We start from the raw sequence: 20,709 nt of genomic DNA on the forward strand, positions 1-20,709 counted from the left end.
TTTCGTAAATTTGTACAAATTTAAGCAATGCAAAGGTTAATATACAGCATATTTATATCGTTTTTTTTGATTCTTTCTTGCGCCAAGTCAAAACCAAATGGCGTAGTGTCTGAAGATAAGATTTCCAAGGTCTTAACTGAAGTCGCAATTGTGGATGGTTATCTCAATACATTACCCTCGGATAGTGCTAAGCGTGTCATGCCAGTTTTGTATGGCAAGATTTTTAAAGATTTTGGACTGGATTCGGCATCTTTTGTGAAAAATTTGGATTACTATTTCGGTGATCCCAATTTGACTGAAAAAATTTATACGGTTGTTGGTGCCAATTTGGGTATTTACGATCGAGAATTTCAAATTGATGACTCTATTCGTATGGTTAAACAAAATGATAGTCTTAATCGTGTAAATTACTTACAACGCTTATATAGCCGTATAGAAAATCTAAGGTATTATAATTCTTCTGATACGGGATATAAAAACTATTATGAGTATACTAGGAGAGTCTTGAATAACACGAATTTAGACTTGGCGAATAATTATTTTAATTTGTCTCCAATGCCTGATTTGCGTATGTTGGATAAAGATAGTATTGCGAATTTTGCACGTAATTTTAAATCGCCATTTGTTTATATTGATACTGCAATGCAAAAATCAATTGTAATTGATCAATTTAAATTTAATAGCGAACGTTTTTTAAATAAACTCAGAATTATACAACCATATAATAATATCTATTCTACGCCTCCGCAAAATATCAATAAAGCAATTTTACTGGATAGAACGGTAGATTCTCAAGATACAATTTTGGGTAGAGATACCACTTCTGATAGTTTACCTACTGTAGATAGTATTCAGAATGTTATCCAGAAGCCAGAAAATAGGTTAAGAAATAATCAAATGGTTAAACCAGTAACTAGAGAATTGCCTCGATGATATATCCTCAAAATGCAATAGATAAACTAGGATTCACGGAAATAAGAGATTTAATCAAAGAGAAATGTTTAAGTGAAGCTGGACGTTTGATGGTTGAAAAAATACAACCTCAGATTAAAGTGGATCAAATCGATCGCTTCTTACGTCAAACACATGAGTTTAAACAGCTGCTACAGCATGATGAGCCTCTGCCTGTTGATCATATTTATCCCATTAAGCCACTAGCCGATAAAGCGAAATTAGAAGGTTCATTTTTGTCAGAGGATGAATTATATAGAATGCTATTAGCATTACGAACGGTATTTAATATCATTAGGTATTTTAACGATCGTGAAGGTCAATATGCACATCTCGAGCTATTATTTGAACATTTGCCAATTGAAAAATCAATAATTCGTTCAATTGAAAAGGTTTTGGATGATCGTGGTAAATTAAAAAATAATGCATCACGTCTATTAGAAGCCATTACTAACGAAATTATTAAATCTGAACAGGAAGCGCGTAAACGGTTGGATTCAGTGTTCAAACAAGCTCAAGCAAATGGCTGGACTGCAGACGGAGGCTTGACGATACGTGATGGACGTTTTTGTATCCCAATTTTGGCAGAAAATAAAAGAAAGCTTAAGGGATTAATTCACGATGAATCTGCTACAGGACAAACGGCTTATGTAGAACCAGAAGAAGTTTTTCATCTCAACAATAAAGTTCGCGATTTAGAATTTGACCGTAGGAGAGAAGTTGTACGTATTCTTACGGAATTGACTTCCGAAATACGTCCGCATGTGCCGCTTCTGTTGTCGTATCATGGATTAATTACTAAGTTGGATTTCGTACGTGCTAAAGCTTTATTTGCAATTGATTTGCAGGCTAATATGCCTATTTTGGATAAAGAAGCGAGTGTCAATTTAGTTCAGGCAAGACACCCTATTTTGTATTTGAATTCTTTACGAGATAAGAACGAAATAGTTCCATTGAATATTAAGATTGATGCGACTGATCGAATCATTTTAGTTTCTGGTCCAAATGCGGGAGGGAAATCCGTTTGTATGAAGACGGTAGGACTTTTGCAACTTATGGTTCAATCTGGAGTCTTAATTCCAGCAGACGAAAGTTCATCTGTAGGTATTTTTAAACAGATTTTTGCAGATATAGGTGACGATCAGTCAATTGAAAGTGATTTAAGTACGTATTCAGCTCATTTGTCTAAAATGAAGCATTTTACAACCTTTGCCAATGCACGCACTTTGGTTATTATTGATGAATTTGGTACAGGTACTGACCCACAATTTGGAGGTCCTATAGCTGAAGCTGTTCTTGAACAATTGAATACAAAGCAAGTTAGAGGTGTGATTACGACTCATTATTCTAATTTGAAATTGTTTGCTAATCATACAGCTGGTGTTGAAAATGCATCGATGTTGTTTGACAATCAAAAGATGCAGCCCTTATACATATTACAAATTGGCAAACCAGGTAGTTCTTATGCTTTCGAGATTGCTCAAAAAATTGGGTTGTCAAAGGATATTTTAGAGTATGCAAAGCTGAAAATTGGTGTTCAACAGAAAAAAGTGGATACGATGTTGGTGGATTTGGAACGAGATAAAAAGGAAATTGTAGACACTAAGTATGTTATTGGCAAGCGCGAGCGTGAATTGGTGGAGCTTAAATCGAAATATGAAAAGCTTAATTCAGATTTGGAAAATAATAAGAGAGAGATTATACGTAACGCAAAAGAGGAAGCTAAACTGATTTTGAAAGATGCGAATAAGCTTATTGAAAATACGATTTCTGAAATAAAAACAGTCAAGGCCGATAAGGATAAAACTAAAGAGATTCGTTCTAAACTTAATCAATCTCTGGATAAGCATAGTAAGTCTTTAGAGAAGGATGCTAAAAATAATAAACCTGTTGTTTCAAATGTGACTCCAGAGTTAGAGGTTGGAGATTGGGTACGTATTGAGGATTCAGGTTCAGAGGGTGAAATTTTGGAAATCACGAAAAGTAACACCTTAATTGTTGCTTTAGGTGAATTACGTACTGTGTTAAAACGCAATAGGGTTACGAAACTAAGAAGTAAAGAAAAGTCAGCTGCTAAAAAACGTATTAGTAGCATAGCCACGGAATCTGCAGCCGATTTTTATCCCGAGTTGGATGTACGAGGTATGCGTACCGAAGATGCCCTACAAAAGATAGAGCTGGTGTTGGATCGCGCTGTCATGATAGGATATCCGTCCTTAAAGATTATTCATGGTAAAGGTGATGGGATACTTCGTAAATTTATACGAGATTATCTACGTAAATATAATCATGTAAGTCGTTTTGAAGATGAACATGCAGATCGTGGGGGAGATGGTATTACATACGCATATATTGGTTAAAATTACACTAAGGAGGATATTATAGTGACAATAGAAGAGTTGAAAGAAGAACTGTTAGGTAAAACATTTCCGGAGCAGGTGCAGATTAGCGATGATCAGATCGTAGTCGATGTGGCATTATTTCTAAAAGTACAATTTATTGAAGTAGATCAATGGCAAAGAGACATCACTAAATGTCCGGGGTATGTAAGATTAATGAGGTTTAGAGGCGCATTACATCAGAACTAAGTATATCTAAATAAAATAAAACAAAAGCACTACATCCAAATGTAGTGCTTTTGTTTTGGTCAAAAATTTCTATTCCATTATTTTTTGGCTACTTTTATTTACAAATTATAATCAACTTAAATTTGGCTGATCTACAATGGTTAGACCAATTATGAATACATCTATTAAATCTTTATGAAGAACTTATTTTGGGTACTTATTCTATTTTTATGTTTTTTTACGTCTGATATTATTTTAGCTCAGGAAATAAAATCGCTGGAAGGCAAATGGCAATTTCAAATTGACCGTGAAAATGTAGGAATTCGTGAAAGATGGTTTGAAAAAAAATTAAATGATGAAATTATGTTGCCTGGATCTATGGCCGAACAACATAAGGGAGATGATGTAACATTAAAAACAAAATGGACAGGTTCCATTTATGACAGTTCTTTTTACTTTAATCCAGCGTTGGAAAAATTTAGACAACCAGGGAATATCCATATACCGTTTTGGTTGACCCCAGTAAAGCACTATGTAGGAGCTGCTTGGTATCAAAGAGAAATAATAATTCCCAAAGCTTGGACTAAAAAACGTGTAGAGCTTTACTTAGAGCGTACGCATATTGAAACCAGATTGTGGATTAATAATCGTGAGGTTGGATTACAAAATTCATTGGTAGCACCACATATTTATGATATCAGTACCTACTTATTGACTGGGAAAAATAAGATTACATTGCGTGTAGACAATGAAATTAAAGAAATAAATGTGGGTCCAGATTCACATAGTATTTCAGATCACACACAGGGAAATTGGAATGGTATCATAGGTGAGATTTCATTACAAGCTAAGTCAAAAGTGTATATTGATGAAGTCCAAGTATATCCTGATTTACTTAATAAAAAAGCAATAGTCAAATTGCGCCTGGTTAATAGCACAAAAACCAATCTAAAGGGTCAATTAAAGCTAACGGCACAAAGTTTTAATTCGAGTAAAACGCATAAACCAAATACTATTCATCATAGTATTTCGGTAGCAGAAAGCAATGAATTACAAATTGATTTACCACTGGGCAATGATATGCTCATTTGGGACGAATTTGATCCTGCTTTATATAAATTGAATGTTTTGCTTTCTTCCAATGGGGAATCGGATAGTAGAGAAATACAATTTGGAATGCGTGAATTCAAAATCAATGGATCACAATTTTTAATTAATAATAGACCTGTCTTTTTAAGGGGGACATTACATAATTGTGAATTTCCATTAACAGGGTATCCTTCAATGCGTGCTGATGAATGGGAAAGGATATTTAGAAAGGTAAAATCCTATGGATTAAATCATGTACGATTTCATTCATGGTGTCCACCAGAAGCTGCTTTCATTGCAGCAGATCTAGTTGGACTTTTTTTACAGCCAGAAGCTCCAAGTTGGCCAAATCATGGACCTAAGATTGGATTGGGACAACCTGTAGATCAATATCTATACGATGAAAGTAATCGTATAGCAAAGCAATATGGCAATTATGCCTCTTTTGTAATGTTTTCGGCAGGCAATGAACCAGCTGGTAATCAAGTTGCTTATTTAAATAAATTTGTTGATTCTTGGAAAGAAAAGGACTCTCGGAGAGTATATACAGGTATGTCCGTTGGTGGAAGTTGGCCAGTGGTGCCCAACGCTGAATTTCAAGTACGTGGAGGATTACGTGGTTTGCTTTGGAATAAAATGCCTGAAACGTATTCTGATTTTACGGCTGCTTTGGATGCATTTCAAGTACCTTTTATTGCACATGAGAATGGTCAATATTGTGTATTTCCAAATTTCGAAGAAATATCGCAATACACTGGAGCATATAGAGCAAAAAATATGGAAATGTTCCAACAAATTTTAGCTGATAATCATATGGCTGACCTGGCAAAAGACTTTTTATTCGCTTCAGGTAAACTACAAACGTTAGCTTATAAGCATGATGTGGAGAGAATTCTGAGAACTCCGAGGTATAGTGGTTTTCAATTGTTAGGCTTGCAAGATTTTCCGGGACAAGGATCAGCGTTGGTAGGTGTGTTGAATGCATTTTGGCAAGAAAAGGGCTACACCTCAGCTGAAGAATATACTAAATTTACAAATGAAACTGTTCCCTTAGCCAAATTTCCAAAATTTGTTTTTACAACCAATGAAAAACTATCTGTCGATGTTGCTTTATTTCATTCGGGAAAAGAGCCCCTTCGTAACACTCAAATAGATTGGGTGATTAAGGATAAGGATGAAAATATTTTTCAGAAGGGAACATTTGATGGGAAGGACTATGAGATAGCAAATGGTATACCAGTAGGGAAAATTCAAGTTGATTTAACTAATATAAATAAGGCTAGCCAATTTAATCTAGAAGTATCAGTAAAACAATTCAAAAATGATTGGAACTTTTGGGTTTATCCAGAGCAACAGCGGGTTGAAAACAAATCTGTGTATTATACTAATGCCTTAGATGAGAAAACTGAAAAAATCCTTAATGAAGGAGGAAAAGTTTTTTTGAATGTATCAGGTAAAGTAATGAAGGGAAAGGAAGTTGAAATGCACTTTTTGCCTGTTTTTTGGAATACTTCATGGTTCAAAATGCGACCTCCACATGTGACCGGAATGTTGATAAAGAACCAGCATAAAGCATTTGAAAATTTCCCGACGAGCTATCATTCGGACTTACAATGGTGGGATATCCAACATAAGTCTCAAGTAATGAATTTAGAAGATTTCCCTGTTGAATTTAGACCAATTATTCAACCAATCGATACATGGTTTTTTAGTAGAAGGTTGGGATTACTTTTTGAAGCTAGAGTAGGCAAAGGAAGGATTGTTGTAAGTAGTGGAGATCTCCGTGCAGATATAGAAAATAGACCTGCTTCAAGGCAACTTTACCATTCTATAATACAATATATGAATTCAGAGGATTTTACGCCAAAAGATCATATTGAATTTAATATTATTAAAGATCTTTTAACCAAGGAATCTAGAATGAAAATTATTGATTATACCAAAGATAGTCCGGACGAATTAAAACCAAATTCCAATCAAAATAGAATAAAATAGTAGATAACATATAAACAAGCATTACATTTTGTAATGCTTGTTTATATTACTAAAATGACATACCGATACGTATATAAGGTAAGGTAGCCTCTTTACTAAATCCTAACGCAGCTTGGATTGTAAATAATTCTGCTGGGACAAAATATATTCCGCCACCATATCCCATATGCCATTTATTTGATTTTTCATCATCATGCCACACACGACCGATATCATAAAAGCCTAATACACCAAATGTTGCAGGGAAAAGATACGAATTAAATGAAAAAAGCTTAATTCTAGTGTCAAAATTATTGTAAACAGCTGTTCTACCAGTGAATCGGTTTGAATTGTATCCTCTTAAACTGCTTTCACCGCCTATACGAGCATGCTGATAGAAATATGGATTTCCCCATACAGAATTTAAGCCAGTCCTGTTTGCAATGGTAATAATGCTATCTAAGATTGACTGGTATACTGTAAAGCTTGTTTCAAAAGAACTGAATTGTCTATTCGAATTCCCTAATTGAGTTTGCCAGTTTAGGTTAGTTTTAAAATAAATTCCTTTTTTAGCAAAATCTATTTTATCTCTACTATCGTACAGCAATCCAACAACCGCTCCTGTGAAAAATTTGTTTCCATAAATCTCTTCAGTAGGATTTGATTTATCAAAATTTTCAAAAAAGTGACCACCATTGTTTTTACGACTGCTATGGTAGAATTGTGATGTATTGCCATAGTAAATCTTCAATGAAGGATTTATGCTTTTTTCTAGTAAAATATTTACATCTACAAGATCATATCTATTACGATAATATTTTATACCTCTAATATCTCGGTATTCAAATTCTGTATTATTTCCATACCCAAAGAAGTTACTTTGATTGCGAGGTCCCTGTGAGTTAGCTTCTAAAATTAAATCATGATCTTTTATAAGATCTATAAATTTTCCTTCATAATTAAATAGAAAAGATCGACGATTTGTCAAATAACTTCCAGAAACTTTGTGTTGTTGGGCGAATGGGGATTTACGAAAACCTTGATTTTCGATCAAGTACCCTAATCCTAATATTAATCCTCGGTCAACACCGTAATTTAGATTTACAAAGGCTCCTTTGCGATTGTAGTTAAAATTATAATAATCATAATTGTGAACAGAGCTGTCTGTTCCCAAATTGTATTTAACAGTATTTCCTAAATTAATAGCATTGGATGATGGTAACTTTGAGTCATAAATGGTAATATTATTTTGCTTAGGAAAACCTGCTTCATGTGTATATTTATCAGACTCATCTCCGCCTATAATTCGGATTGTAATTGTTGATTTTTTATCACCCGACAATTTATATTCATCTTCACCAGAAATTCCATAAATGCGGATTTCATTAGTTTCAGATGGTGAAAAAGTTCTTTTGTATAGCTTTCGTCCTTCTGATCCATCTTTTTTCTTGTTGCGAACTTCCACCTCTATGTCGCTGTTGATATTAATGTAAATGAACTCGTTTTTCTCAGAAAGAGGTACATCTACTACTTTTGCTAATGTATTGTAGTAAGTAATTGCTGATTTGCTGAGTTCATTTCGTCTTGCTTGAATATTATTCTCTATATCTACTGCACTTAATGCAGCAATTGTATCAGGCATGGCTAGCATGGCTTGGTGTATAAGAGAGTCTGTCAATACACGTTGGAAATCATCAATTTCTTTATTCCAATCGGATTTATTTAATTGATTCAGAAAATAACGATCAAAATATCGCTGATTAAAATTCCAATGTGATACATTCCTTATTGTTGAACCAAAAGGTTGCAAATGTGCTTTCAACCATTGGTAGGATAGAAGAGTAGGGAATACACCTGAAGTCTTATAGTAAACCTTATCCCTGTCTCTAGGCACGGGAGAATATGATGTTTGACCATCTTGTTTATAAGGTGACCAACGCCAGTTATCCTCATGTCGATCCCAATCTCCTAGAACAAAATCTAACAAACGTGCTTTCAACGTTAATTTTTGGTTTACTTGATCGTCATTATCTTCTAATGTCTTACGTATTACTTTCGCTGTATTATCCGTTTTCTCATCTTCATCCGGGGTACGTGGTTCGAAAATGTAAGCTCTATTCTTGAATATTTCTCTGTATTCCCCCAATTTTTCATCATTTCTAACATAGACTAACTCTGGTACAGCATGTGGAATTTGCAATGCTCTATTGAATGTAGGAACTGTCAAAGCACCAAACGGATGCGCAATCGATATTTGATCTTGAACTATATCTTTTGCAATGGTTTTGCGTAGGGCTGGGGGAAGACTACGTTCAGGGAATTTTTGAATAGAACGTAAAACCCATTCTCTTTCGTTGGGGTCTTTAAGTCGTAAAGATTGCGTTTGCATGCCACCACCAAGTTTTACAACTTCCAATCCTCCCTTTTCAGTAGATAAATTAATTACACGCATTTTTACGGGTGTATTGTACAGATTGCGATAACTATCACCTAACCAAAACCTATGAAATGAACCTACTTTATCGTACGCTGAATCGATAATTGCCGTAATGCTATCTGCACTTTGTGCACTAGCTGATTCTGTATTAAGGCATCCTATAAGGAAAAGAAGCAGGTATGTTATAAAATAGTTCTTCATGATTAATTATGTTAAATTACTTTTACTCGTATCGCTCTTAGCTCGCTTACACCTTGTAATTCTTCTAACGTATGAAATTCAAAATCATAATGAATGAGTCCCATTAAAGCTATTTCCTTCAGATTATCCAATATATCTGTTGAAACAGTTTCGTTGCTAAATACAATAGCTATAGTTTCAGGTTGAACCAATCTTTCTCTTGAATTTTCAATCAACGCTTTATCAATTCGTTTTTTAATAATTTGATATCTGATGTTATAACCTCCTTCGACATCAAAACGTTTTTCGTCTTCACGAAAACTTATACTTATTTTGTCAGGATGAACAAATAGTAATTGTGTAGTGCGCAGTGGGATAGGTAATTGAGCTGATAATTCTCTAGCTTTTTTGATAATACGAATCATAGACAAAATTTGCTTTTTTCGTACATCATGCAAGACAGTAATATTAAATGTTTGTGTAGGGGTAATTGATTGTCCGATATAGCCGTCGTATTCTATACCATCTGTTCTGAACGTTTCAAAATAACAAGGAAATATATGTTGAATTTCGTTGTTCAATACATCATATTCATGTTTAATAGCTTTCGTAAGTGTTGATAAAGATTTTTCAAAAGGATCATTACCTGTTTCAATAATTTGAGCATTATGTTCTTCAATTTGAAGTATGATTTGGCTCAACTCTTTATCAATAAAATGTGAATTTCGGACTTCATCAAGTAATTTCGATACCTCTTTTTCTAAAAATGTACGAATATTTACGATGTTTTTTTCTATTCCCTTATCATTAATATATTTAAATACTTTTCTAATATTTTCTTTGAAGATGTCAATATTTTGTAGACGATCTTGTTGCGATACCACATTTAAAAAATCGTCAATATATTTCAAATGTTGAATAATAACTTGCTTGTATGTAGCATTGCGGATGCGTGTAGAATCTTTAATGTCTACAGCTCCATAGATTGGGTATATATCTTTGAAAACAATTTCATCCAACATTACATTTTCATCGGGAATATTGATTTTTGAAAGATATGACACTGCCACCTCATTAAATCGCCACTGTAATGCAGGCTGAATTGAGGTGTAATTTTCTAGAATGATTTTGTCCAATTGATTCTTTAAGTATTCCACAAAATCGTTTGATAATTGCGCAAAATGGGGCAAAAAAGACTTAAGTTTTAGTGCATCATTCTTATTGAAATTATCACTATTAGAATAAATTTCAATAAATCCAACAAAACGTTCTCGATAAAAAAGTGGAATTCCTAAATAGTTAGTAATATTTCTGGATTGAAGAATTTCTATGAAAACTTCATCATCAATATTTAAATCATTCTCAATTCCATATGACCAAATAATTGGTTTACTCAAATAGGAGTAAATACTACAGTTATTACAGGCTTTTGAAAAATTTAGGTATTGACCTAATAATATGGATTGTTTGGTGTATTCATTTTCAGTAATTGGAAATCCACTTAATTCTAAAATGGGTAAAAAAAAGTATGAAAGACCTTCCTTTCGTAATATAGATTTAAATATATTATCTATTTCATTAGATAATGATTCTTTATTTTTTAAATTAATATTTTTCACAACATCTTGGATGCGTCTAATTAGAAAATCCTTATCTCTATTAATAAAACGCAAAATACTGAATCCTTCAAACTTAAATTTTGTGAGGTCAATAGATGACAATGCTTCATTAAGTAAGTCGTACGAATCGTGTCTGTTGTCTTTTATTTTAGTCAAATCCAATCGTGGTAATTTACCCTCGTATTCAATATCTACAAAAGTAAAATCAATTTTTAATTCATAGTATTTACAAAATCCGTCATTTTTGGACTCAAATATAAGCTCTGCATCTAATTTATTGATATTATAAAACCTCTCGAGAATGAGGTAGTATAGTACCTTGTTCTTGATATTGAAACACTCCTCACCAGTTTCAATCTCGTATATTTCAAGACCTCCATCAAGTAATTTTTGAAAAGCTGCAGTGCTGTAAATTATCGTGTCAGGAATGGGAGATGCAAAAGCTACATATTCTTCATGTGAAAGTTTGAGATCACCAGACAAATTTGCTATAATTTCAAAAATTGGTTTCAATTCTTGAGCATCATATTCTTTCTCAAAATTATGATTCGGGTTTATTAATTTTAACAATTCGTTAGCCAATAACCTTGCGCCATAAGGAGCATCGTCCTTTAGTGCTGAAATTTTATCAATAATTGGTCTAAAAGATGTTATTTGAGGCACATCTGTAGAATAAAAATTGAGGTTAATTTGTGAATTTTTGAATGACTTTGAATTCATTAATTTTTCGCTAGTTAATGTAAAGTATTACTTTAATTTTGGGATGGTAAATTCGTAACTTTTATTAATTTGATCATTTGAAACTGTAAAATATGTAATAGTAAAGTCTCCAGTATCTAGAAAATCTACCATACAAAAACCTTGTTTATTAGAAACAAATTTTTGTGTGCTATGACTAGCGATAAATGATCTTTTAGCACCAGAACCTGTTACGATTTGAATGAAATTATTGTCTTCAATTAATTGCAAACCGTGATCATGCCCAGCGACGAATACTACATTTGGATATTTATTAGTTATTTCAGTAATGTCTTTGACTAAGTTCTTATACAGTGGATGACTGATGTCTTCGGCAGAATGAAAAATTTTAGTTCGAACTAAAGGATACAAAGAGCCTAATATTGGCAATGGAACATACAGATTTTTCGATATTCTAGTTAAGGGAAAAACATGATCTTTCCATGTTATATTTTTGCCGTGTTCACCATATGATCGCATCGGGTGATGTGAAAGTATGAAAATAGTCTTACCGGTATTCAGCTCAAGTTCAGTCTTTAAGTCCTCCAAAAATCTATTTCTAACATCAATGGAAAGTGCAGAGTCAGGATTGGCATGGAAAGGAAATAGCCAGTACTCACTATCAAATAAAATAACTTTAGCTGAATTAGTAATTTCTTTAGAAAAAATGTCCGATGTACCTGCTTTTGGTACAAACTGTAAGTTTGTAATATTTTGACTTAGAATGTATGCTTCTTGTGCTTTAATCTTCTCAAGACCTAATTGCCTTGAATGATCCCAATCATGATTACCTGGAATAAAGGTAACTGAAGTGTTTTTTTTAATAAATGGAAGAAATTGAGATTCTAAAATATCAATTGTTTCTTTTCGTTGCTTTGACTCCAAAGACATGCCATAAGGGTAAATATTATCTCCGAGGAAATATACTGATGTTTTGTTTGGTAGCAGTAGTTCTATAGCCTTATTAATGGATTGCTTTTGACCGTTATTTATTTCTCCAGCATCACCGAATAAAATTAGACGATGTTCGATTACTTGACCGAAGCCATTAAACCATAGCAGCAAAAGTGGTAGGAGTAAAGCCCTCATTATTTTTTTAATTGGAACTTATATAAAGTGGAAGACAAAGCATTGCTAATTTCATTACTGATATATAAATCTCCATTTTGGTTAACAGCCATTCCTTCAGGTTGTTCAAACTGATCACGTTTGATAGGAATCACAAATCTTGGTTTAAAATTCATATCGGTGGCTATTAAAATTTTATCAATAGATGAAATAATATACCATTCGTTTGTTTTGTGATTAAATGTAATAGCTGATGGTTTTATTGTTTTAGAAATTGTATTGTCCAATGCTTTCAAATCTGAGATCTGTACTGCAAACATCGTAGGCTTATTTAATGTACCATCACCAAGGATTTCAAAAGTATACCCTGTTAGTGTAGAAGCAGACTTATCTACTTTACATTCCTTACAAAGTGCAATTAAAGTATTCTCTTTGGAATTATATGCTAATGATTCATATTCACCTTTAGGAAGTACATTTTTAATAATTTTAACTAAACTTTTATCATTATTGTGTGCGAAGGGGAAATAATAGATATCACCATCACTTCTTAACACATAAATATACTTACCATCAGTTGCTATATCTTCATAATCTCCATTTTTACCAAACGAAAATTCATCAACTATTTTCTCTGAAGCTATATCATAAGTAAATACCTTACCATCTTCATCTTGAATAGCATATAATATACCCGCGTTGTCTGGATGAAATGTAATACCTGATATTTCATCTAAAATAGAGCTCAAGGTAAGTTTTATAGGTTGAGATAAATCAAATTCAAATGGTGCGGCTGATGAAGTTGCTTCATTAGTCTTCTGTTGTCCACTGCTAGATGTTTGACAAGAAGAAATAACTGTCATCAACAATGTCGATAATATTAATAATGCTTTATTTTTCATAATTTTCTTATTTACCTAAAACCACTGCTATGCTAAATGCAATAACAGAAACTATTAATCCACACATAAAAATAGCATACGCATAACGCAATAGCACATATTTCCTTCCTAAAGATACCCCTTGAGAATAGACATCTTTAGTTAACATGCCGTACAGTAACTCGCTATTTTTCATGGTTTTATTCATCCCTTCTTCATAGTCAGAATAGCTGGATTTATAAAAATTACCAAAGAAAAGTAGATTTACTTTTTTGCGTTCAACATTGTCTAATTCAAAATGACCATTGGGTATTTTTGGAATAGTAGCGAGAATTGCAAAAATCATAGTGAGCACTACACTTACCATTAATAATATTGTCGGTACTAATAAATGTGTTTCGTTATCTAAACGGCGTAATAAAACGGTAACAACAAGTGAAAGTATAATTGAATTTACGGTCAACAATATGTTAGCTTTGTTATCTGCCATATCACTCAATCGTTGATTGTTAGATGACGTGATACGAAACATTGTTTCTATACCACGCTCAGGCTTCTTTGTTTCAATACTTTTATCTTTTGCCTTTTTATCTTCTTTAATCAAAGCTTGTAAATTTTCATTTTTTCTTTCTTCCAGTTTATTCTTTGCATAGTCTGTATGAAAAGTATGTTCTTGTAAAAGTAAAATTGTCATACGTCTCCAAATTCCCTTACCAATTTTCTTCTGATGCGTTGTTTCAATCTCTTGATGGATTAATTTACTTTTCTCTCTGAAATTATCAGCACCGAGGTGAAATAAATCAGCGTCACACAGTATGGATTCCAATAAATTCGATGGAGATTGCGGCATTTGTGTAGACAAGATGCAGTTTGCTATTTTTAGAATTTCGGGTTTTGGAACATTTTCTTGTTCTAAGAAGTTTTCTGCCAAGGTTACACTTCTTTTTTCATGACCAAGACTCCCGCCATTTATATACCCCAAATCATGAAAATATGCAGCAGTGGTCACAATGAAATTATCTTCTTCAGATAATTCATAGTGTAGAGACATTTCTTGTACTGCATTTACCACTTGTGAGGTATGTTCTATACCATGATAACAATAGCATTCAGAATCTTTAGAATAAAAACTCTGAATATGTGTTTTAACCTTATCTAGTATTTCGGTATATATTATCATAAATTATTCAAAAATTTATAATTTGATCGAACAAACTAATACATGTTTTCAACATATTATTACTTACTTTCAAGTTACAAATATTATACTAAATTACCTTTAAATCATCATTTAGATGTCACTGTATTTTCAAGATTGAAAAGGAAAAGAGTGTTTAGATGTAATTATGCTGTTTTCTTAAGAATTCTGCAATAAAATTCCTTAAATAATACTTTTGAAATCGCTGATTTAATACATTCAATCAAATTCGATAAATGCTAACTATATCTTCTGTACGTCAATCTAACTAAACCTTTTGCTCTCATTTAATTAGTTTGAGTAAGTGCTTTATTTTCTACAGTTTACTTGTTTTACATGAGTTTGTATGAACAAAAATTATATTGTTCTCTCACAGCAGTAGGTAGTTTGTTTTTAAATGAGCTTGTAAGTTTTTGGGAATATTCAAAAATCTAAAATTTCTTTTAGGGCTTTAGTTTTAATCATTGAAATAGATTAGGTATGATTAAGGTTTTATTACGCGCAAATATAATTGTTCGACTTTTGTGCGAGCCCAAGGTGTTTTACGTAAAAAGGTAAGTGATGACTTTAAGGATGGATTTTCATTGAAACAGCGGATATCTATTTTTTGACCAAGCTTTTCCCAACCGTCATAATAGGCTAATAATTCTTCTAATATTGTATCCAATCTTTTTCCATGCAGAGGATTGTTCTTTTGATGTTCCATTTCGTAAATATAATTAAATAAGTATTTCCAAAATAAAAAGTGAGGTCATTTAAAACAACCTCACTTTTTATAGTTTTATTATTTTTCTATATCCTTAAGGTTACTCATTTTCTTATACTCTAGGAAACCTTTGATATCTTCAAAATGCTCACGCACACGTTTATTTCCAAACTCGAAGACTTTGGTCGCTAAACCATCTAAGAAATCACGATCGTGAGAAACCAAAATTAATGTGCCATCAAAGTCCTGTAAAGCATCCTTTATAATATCTTTGGTTTTCATATCCAAATGATTCGTTGGCTCATCTAGGATCAAAACATTCACTGGTTCTAAGAGTAATTTAATCATTGCTAAGCGTGTTTTTTCACCCCCAGATAATACTTTAACTTTCTTATTCATATCGTCACCGCTAAACATGAATGCACCCAGTAAATCTTTGATTTTTACACGAACATCGCCAATAGCGATTTGATCGATAGTGTCAAAAACAGTTAAATCACCATCCAAAAGTGCGGCTTGATTTTGTGCAAAATATCCAATTTTTGCATTGTGGCCGACTTTCAATGTGCCTTCAAAATCAATTTCTCCCATGATAGCTTTTATCATCGTTGATTTACCCTCACCATTTTTACCAACAAAAGCTAATTTTTGACCACGCTCAATCACCAGATTAGCCTTTTCAAAAACAACATGATCACCGTAAGATTTAGAAAGATCCTCCACGATGACAGGATAGTTGCCAGAGCGAGGAGATGGAGGAAATTTTAATCGTAATGCAGAATTATCAACTTCATCCACTTCAATGACTTCCAGCTTTTCCAGCATTTTAACACGTGATTGTACTTGTAGCGTTTTAGAATAAGTGCCTTTGAAACGATCGATAAACTCCTGGTTGTCAGCAATGAATCTTTGTTGTTCTTCATAGGCTTTCAATTGATGCATACGACGATCTTTCCTTAATTCAAGATAATGCGAATATTTAGCTTTGTAATCGTAAATACGCCCCATCGTAACCTCTATTGTACGATTCGTAATGTTATCTACGAATGTGCGGTCGTGCGAAATTACAATTACAGCTTTAGCGGAGTTGACTAAAAATTCTTCTAACCATTGGATACTTTCAATATCCATATGATTTGTTGGTTCATCTAATAAAATTAAGTCAGGCTTTTTAAGTAGAATTTTAGCCAATTCAATCCTCATACGCCAGCCACCAGAGAATTCTGAAGTTTGGCGCACAAAGTCCGTACGTTCAAAACCAAGCCCTTTAAGAACCTTTTCTACTTCTGCATCATAATTTGTTTCCTCGATTGAATAAAATTTTTCGCTCAATTCTGATACGCGTTCGATTAATTTCATATAATCGTCAGACTCATAATCCGTACGTATCGTTAGCTGTTCATTAAGCTCTTCTAATTCATCACGCATGTTGTAGACTTCAACAAAAGCCTTAGAAGCTTCTTCAAAAACAGTTAGATTGTCTTCAGTCAATAAATGTTGAGGTAGGTACGCAATAACAGCATCTTTAGGTCCAGAAACACCACCAGTAGTCGCCTTGCCGACACCTGCTATGATCTTTAGTAGTGTAGATTTGCCTGCCCCGTTTTTACCCATTAGGGCTATTTTGTCATTTTCATTAATAGAAAAAGAAACATCTGAGAATAAAGTGGTGCCTCCAAATGTTACAGAGACGTTATTTACATCAATCACAATAAAAAAAATTAAGTAGTTGCAAAGATATAAGAAAGATTATAATTAATGGTCCTTTGGCATATTGACAAACGCTCTATGATCAAAGAAAACAGCTGTATATTTTTATTATTTATTGATATGTAATCTTTATAATTAGATTTTATTTTACCTATTAGTTTTATAATGTAATTAGTAAGATTTTTTAATACTAATTAAGTTTTAAATAAATTATTTATAAAACGGCGGTTGTTATCGCATTCTTTATGTTTAAATTTATTAATCAAAAAAGTATTTTCGTTAACTAGTGTAGATTTGTATCTACAATATGTATATATTATTTTAACAAAACCTTACTTGTGATTAAGTTTATTAAGTTGGTTTTTAAAAAATATTAGTAACTAAACTAATGTTTCTATTAAAAATTAAACATCTCACAATCACATTAAACTAATTCATTATGAATAGAAGCATTAAAAACAGCGGAATACTTAAATATAAGAGACCCGTGATTAGCTTGTTTGTTATAAATATTGAAAATTCTATTGCAAGTAGCTCCAAGGTAGATGTCGAGTTTGGTAATAGTAATGATGGCCATCCAATTATAGAAGATCCTACGGTTGAGAAAAGAGATGTTGATATATTTTTTAATTAATAATTTACATTCTAAAACAATTTTACACATGACGATTACAAAATTATCTTTCTTAAATAGAATAGTATTTTTTACTATGATTCTGTTTGTGGTTAATATAAGCTGTAAATCAGAAAAAAGTGAAATCAATGAAAATAGTGACAAAATTGTAGACGTGTCTTTTGAAGTAGGGGGGATAGAAGATCCTGTAATTTATGACGTACAGTCAAATACAACTAATATTATTAATAACTCAAAAAGTTCAAAAGAATTTAATACAAATAATATAATTAGTGGTGAAGACTTTTTTATTGAATTCACAAATTCAACTCCTTCTAATAATCATGTAAAACATGCACTGAGCAGTAATCTTTGGGATAAAAAAAGTAATAAATCCGCCTTAACTTTTATGCAAGGAAGTACTGTTTATAAAATGCTAATTTATGAAAATATAAATGGTGTAGAAACTTTTAAAAATGATGTTACTGTCAATGTAGGGCAAGCCTTCTTTAAAATTTCGTTAGATATAGACAGGGTGTATACTTATTATGCGTATTCATATAACAATACGACTATCCCACCTTTACCAGCGGACTTTGATAACCCTATAATCGAATCAAAAAATAATGCACCCTTCTTGCTGGCCACTGGTACTATTAATTTAGGTCAAACTCCGCATAGAGAGGTGTTGACTTTTAAACATAAGACTTCACGTATATCAGTTGCAATTGATGCATTATCATACTTCGCAAGTGCCATTACGAATGTATCTGCAAAAATAAATAATGTTGTATTAACTACACATGATTTTAATTTGAAAAATGGAGCTAGAGTAGGTAATGCGAAGTCTTCAATCCTATCCAATTCTTCATTAACTTTTGGTAATTTAAACGAATCTTTGGGTAGTGCTGCTTCTGCGCAAAAAGTTTCTGACAATAAGTTGTATACATCATCTGCGTTATCTGAAATAGACTTTTCAATTACTAATTTAACCGTATTAAAAAATAATCAATCAATTACATTAGTTCCAAATGGAAGTCTTAAAACAGCCACTGTTAATGGGTTTGTTGGTGGCTTAGGTACTGTTTATAGAGTATATGCATATATTTGGCAGGGGCAACCAATTGGAAACAATGTATGGGCAACTGGTAATTTATTTTATGATGCAACTTCTAGTTCATTTAAGTTTGATCAACCTTACATGAGCAGAGTTCAACACTCTTGTAATCATTATTTTGAATTTGGAAAGTTGTATCCTAAAGGTATTAATAATACAAATCCTAGTTTAGCATTGATAAATGGAGATCCTTGCGCTAAGGTATATCCTGAAAATACATGGAGAACTCCGAGCTTAAGCGATTTGGAAAGCCTAGGTAAAACCTCTTACGGATATGAAAATGACCCTTTGACTGTCGGCTCTACATGTAGAAATGATTGTCGTGGTTATGTGTATTTTAATGCTAATAATGGTGAAAAAGTATATTTTCACGAAGCAGGTTGGATAACTGGCTCAAACTGTACTGTAGCTAATGTTAATGATGGATTGTATTGGTCAAGTACACAGGGATCTAATAATAATAATGGTACGAGTGTTGAAATTGATGAAAGAGGTGGTAATGGAGATTCTGCTGGTAATGAAATAGTAACAACATACCCTAAGACTTATGGATTTAGCATAAGATGTGTTAAAAATCTTTAGTCTGTATTGTTGCTACTTTGCTTAATATATTGTATCTATCATTGAAAATGGTGTTACTGGGCTTTAACAGTTATTGTTAAAGTCTGGTAATGTTATTTCAAGATTATAAAACTCAATTTTTTCTTTTAAAAGTTTCAAGAAAATAGATGTAGTTTGTGCGTCTTCGCCAATTTCTTCGCTTAGGAATGTCAAATCAGAATTAGTTTTGAAAAGATCGATTATTTTTTGCTCTCTCTTTGTCAGTTGAACAAATTTTTCATTTTCATTATGTGCATCTTTGATTGCTTGTTTTGCTATTTGACAAAAATATTGATTTCCATTCAACACGGAATCGATAGCTTCTAACATCTCTGAATTTTTAGCTCCTTTTACAATATATCCGTCAGCCCCATTTTCTAACAGTAGGGAAATATGTTCATAATCTTCAAATGAAGATATTCCAATTATTTTAATGTGAGGATGGTTTGTTTTCAAAAATCTACATATATCGAATCCATTTATATCCGGTAGATTAATATCTAATAGGGCTAGATTTATATCTTGTAGAATTTGTGATGAAAGCAAAAGTTTTCCGGAATTGTATGTTTCAACAATTTCAACTTCTTCTTGGCCATGCAACCCAAGTTTTAAATTGAACACTACTATTGGATGATCTTCAATTAATATAATGCGCTTCATGTTTATTGTAGATGTATGATTGAAAAAGCAACCAATTATACAATATTTTTTTATACAATCAATTGTTTTTCTACTATTTAAACCCTAACCGTTAAAAAAATATATAAGAAAATCTTCGTGTTTGTTTCTTTTTTAGGTGTTTTATAGTAGAATGAAAGAGAATGTTTTCATAACTAAGGAAAGATTATAATTTGAAAAGCTTTGTTCCTTAATCATTTTGATTTTTTATCAAATCTATTACAATGGTTTTATGTATTACGGCAGAGAGATGGGGAGGGACACTAAGTATTTTTTAGTGGTAATATTTTTCGCGTTAGAGCGAGCAGATCAGGAAACTGCTATAATAGAAAAGTCCTTACATAAATGTAAGGACTTTTCGCGGGCTAGGAGGGAGTCCTGTCGAACCCCTTATTAAGATTTTGATTTTTATTGAAGGATGTAAATAGTTGATATTTAATATATTTTGTATTTATTACTATCCTTATGTTCGCAACTCTAAGTTCACTTGTTTCCAATGCTTTTCAAATTTTATTGATTACAATAACCAAAACTTTTTTATTTCAATAAAAGAGATTATAGTCGAACACTTAATACCGCTTTT

Annotated in this window: 14 protein-coding genes; 6 read left to right on the forward strand and 8 right to left on the reverse strand. The window is 32.4% G+C overall.

Annotated elements, in window-relative coordinates:
• Positions 1-27 precede the first annotated feature (27 nt).
• From IPZ78_RS07195 to IPZ78_RS07210, 4 genes are all read left to right on the forward strand, one after another.
• Positions 28-933: a DUF4296 domain-containing protein gene (locus IPZ78_RS07195; protein WP_225552325.1), complete on the forward strand. Its 906-nt coding sequence runs from the start codon at positions 28-30 to the stop codon at positions 931-933.
• Positions 930-3,311: an endonuclease MutS2 gene (locus IPZ78_RS07200; RefSeq protein WP_225552326.1), complete on the forward strand. Its 2,382-nt coding sequence runs from the start codon at positions 930-932 to the stop codon at positions 3,309-3,311. The genes IPZ78_RS07195 and IPZ78_RS07200 overlap by 4 nt, the downstream gene beginning before the upstream one ends.
• 24 nt (positions 3,312-3,335) lie before the next feature.
• Complete coding sequence (locus IPZ78_RS07205) at positions 3,336-3,539, forward strand: DUF6965 family protein (protein WP_225552327.1); 204 nt, start codon at positions 3,336-3,338, stop codon at positions 3,537-3,539.
• 174 nt (positions 3,540-3,713) lie between these two features.
• Entirely contained in the window at positions 3,714-6,602 is a 2,889-nt protein-coding gene (locus tag IPZ78_RS07210; protein ID WP_225552328.1) for an exo-beta-1,4-galactosidase, read from the forward strand.
• 49 nt (positions 6,603-6,651) lie between these two features.
• On the opposite strand, the gene IPZ78_RS07215 is transcribed toward IPZ78_RS07210, so the two are convergent.
• The 7 genes from IPZ78_RS07215 to IPZ78_RS07245 form a co-directional block, all read right to left on the reverse strand.
• Positions 6,652-9,219, reverse strand: a complete 2,568-nt coding sequence (locus IPZ78_RS07215; protein ID WP_225552329.1) for a BamA/TamA family outer membrane protein — start codon at positions 9,217-9,219, stop codon at positions 6,652-6,654.
• A gap of 11 nt (positions 9,220-9,230) precedes the next feature.
• On the reverse strand, positions 9,231-11,537 hold the full coding sequence (locus tag IPZ78_RS07220) for a hypothetical protein (protein WP_225552330.1): 2,307 nt from the start codon (positions 11,535-11,537) through the stop codon (positions 9,231-9,233).
• Positions 11,538-11,564: 27 nt separating this feature from the next.
• Positions 11,565-12,644 carry a metallophosphoesterase gene (locus IPZ78_RS07225; RefSeq protein WP_225552331.1) on the reverse strand — a complete coding sequence of 360 codons (1,080 nt, stop codon included), beginning with the start codon at positions 12,642-12,644 and terminating at the stop codon, positions 11,565-11,567.
• Positions 12,644-13,525 carry an SdiA-regulated domain-containing protein gene (locus IPZ78_RS07230; RefSeq protein ID WP_225552332.1) on the reverse strand — a complete coding sequence of 294 codons (882 nt, stop codon included), beginning with the start codon at positions 13,523-13,525 and terminating at the stop codon, positions 12,644-12,646. Before IPZ78_RS07230 ends, IPZ78_RS07225 begins: the two co-directional genes overlap by 1 nt.
• A gap of 7 nt (positions 13,526-13,532) precedes the next feature.
• Entirely contained in the window at positions 13,533-14,684 is a 1,152-nt protein-coding gene (locus IPZ78_RS07235) for a Pycsar system effector family protein (RefSeq protein WP_225552333.1), read from the reverse strand.
• Between the two features lie 502 nt (positions 14,685-15,186).
• Entirely contained in the window at positions 15,187-15,408 is a 222-nt protein-coding gene (locus tag IPZ78_RS07240; protein WP_225552334.1) for a VF530 family protein, read from the reverse strand.
• 78 nt (positions 15,409-15,486) lie between these two features.
• Positions 15,487-17,118 carry an ABC-F family ATP-binding cassette domain-containing protein gene (locus IPZ78_RS07245; RefSeq protein ID WP_225552335.1) on the reverse strand — a complete coding sequence of 544 codons (1,632 nt, stop codon included), beginning with the start codon at positions 17,116-17,118 and terminating at the stop codon, positions 15,487-15,489.
• Positions 17,119-17,557: 439 nt separating this feature from the next.
• Here IPZ78_RS07245 and IPZ78_RS07250 point away from each other — a divergent pair, with 439 nt between their 5' ends.
• Both IPZ78_RS07250 and IPZ78_RS07255 read left to right on the forward strand, forming a co-directional pair.
• Positions 17,558-17,752, forward strand: a complete 195-nt coding sequence (locus tag IPZ78_RS07250) for a hypothetical protein (protein ID WP_225552336.1) — start codon at positions 17,558-17,560, stop codon at positions 17,750-17,752.
• Between the two features lie 28 nt (positions 17,753-17,780).
• Complete coding sequence (locus IPZ78_RS07255) at positions 17,781-19,430, forward strand: fibrobacter succinogenes major paralogous domain-containing protein (protein WP_225552337.1); 1,650 nt, start codon at positions 17,781-17,783, stop codon at positions 19,428-19,430.
• 63 nt (positions 19,431-19,493) lie between these two features.
• On the opposite strand, the gene IPZ78_RS07260 is transcribed toward IPZ78_RS07255, so the two are convergent.
• Positions 19,494-20,108 carry a response regulator gene (locus IPZ78_RS07260; protein WP_225552338.1) on the reverse strand — a complete coding sequence of 205 codons (615 nt, stop codon included), beginning with the start codon at positions 20,106-20,108 and terminating at the stop codon, positions 19,494-19,496.
• Positions 20,109-20,709 lie beyond the last annotated feature (601 nt).

This window comes from Sphingobacterium bovistauri (assembly GCF_020295405.1).
In the GTDB taxonomy this organism is placed as follows: Bacteria; Bacteroidota; Bacteroidia; order Sphingobacteriales; family Sphingobacteriaceae; genus Sphingobacterium; species Sphingobacterium bovistauri.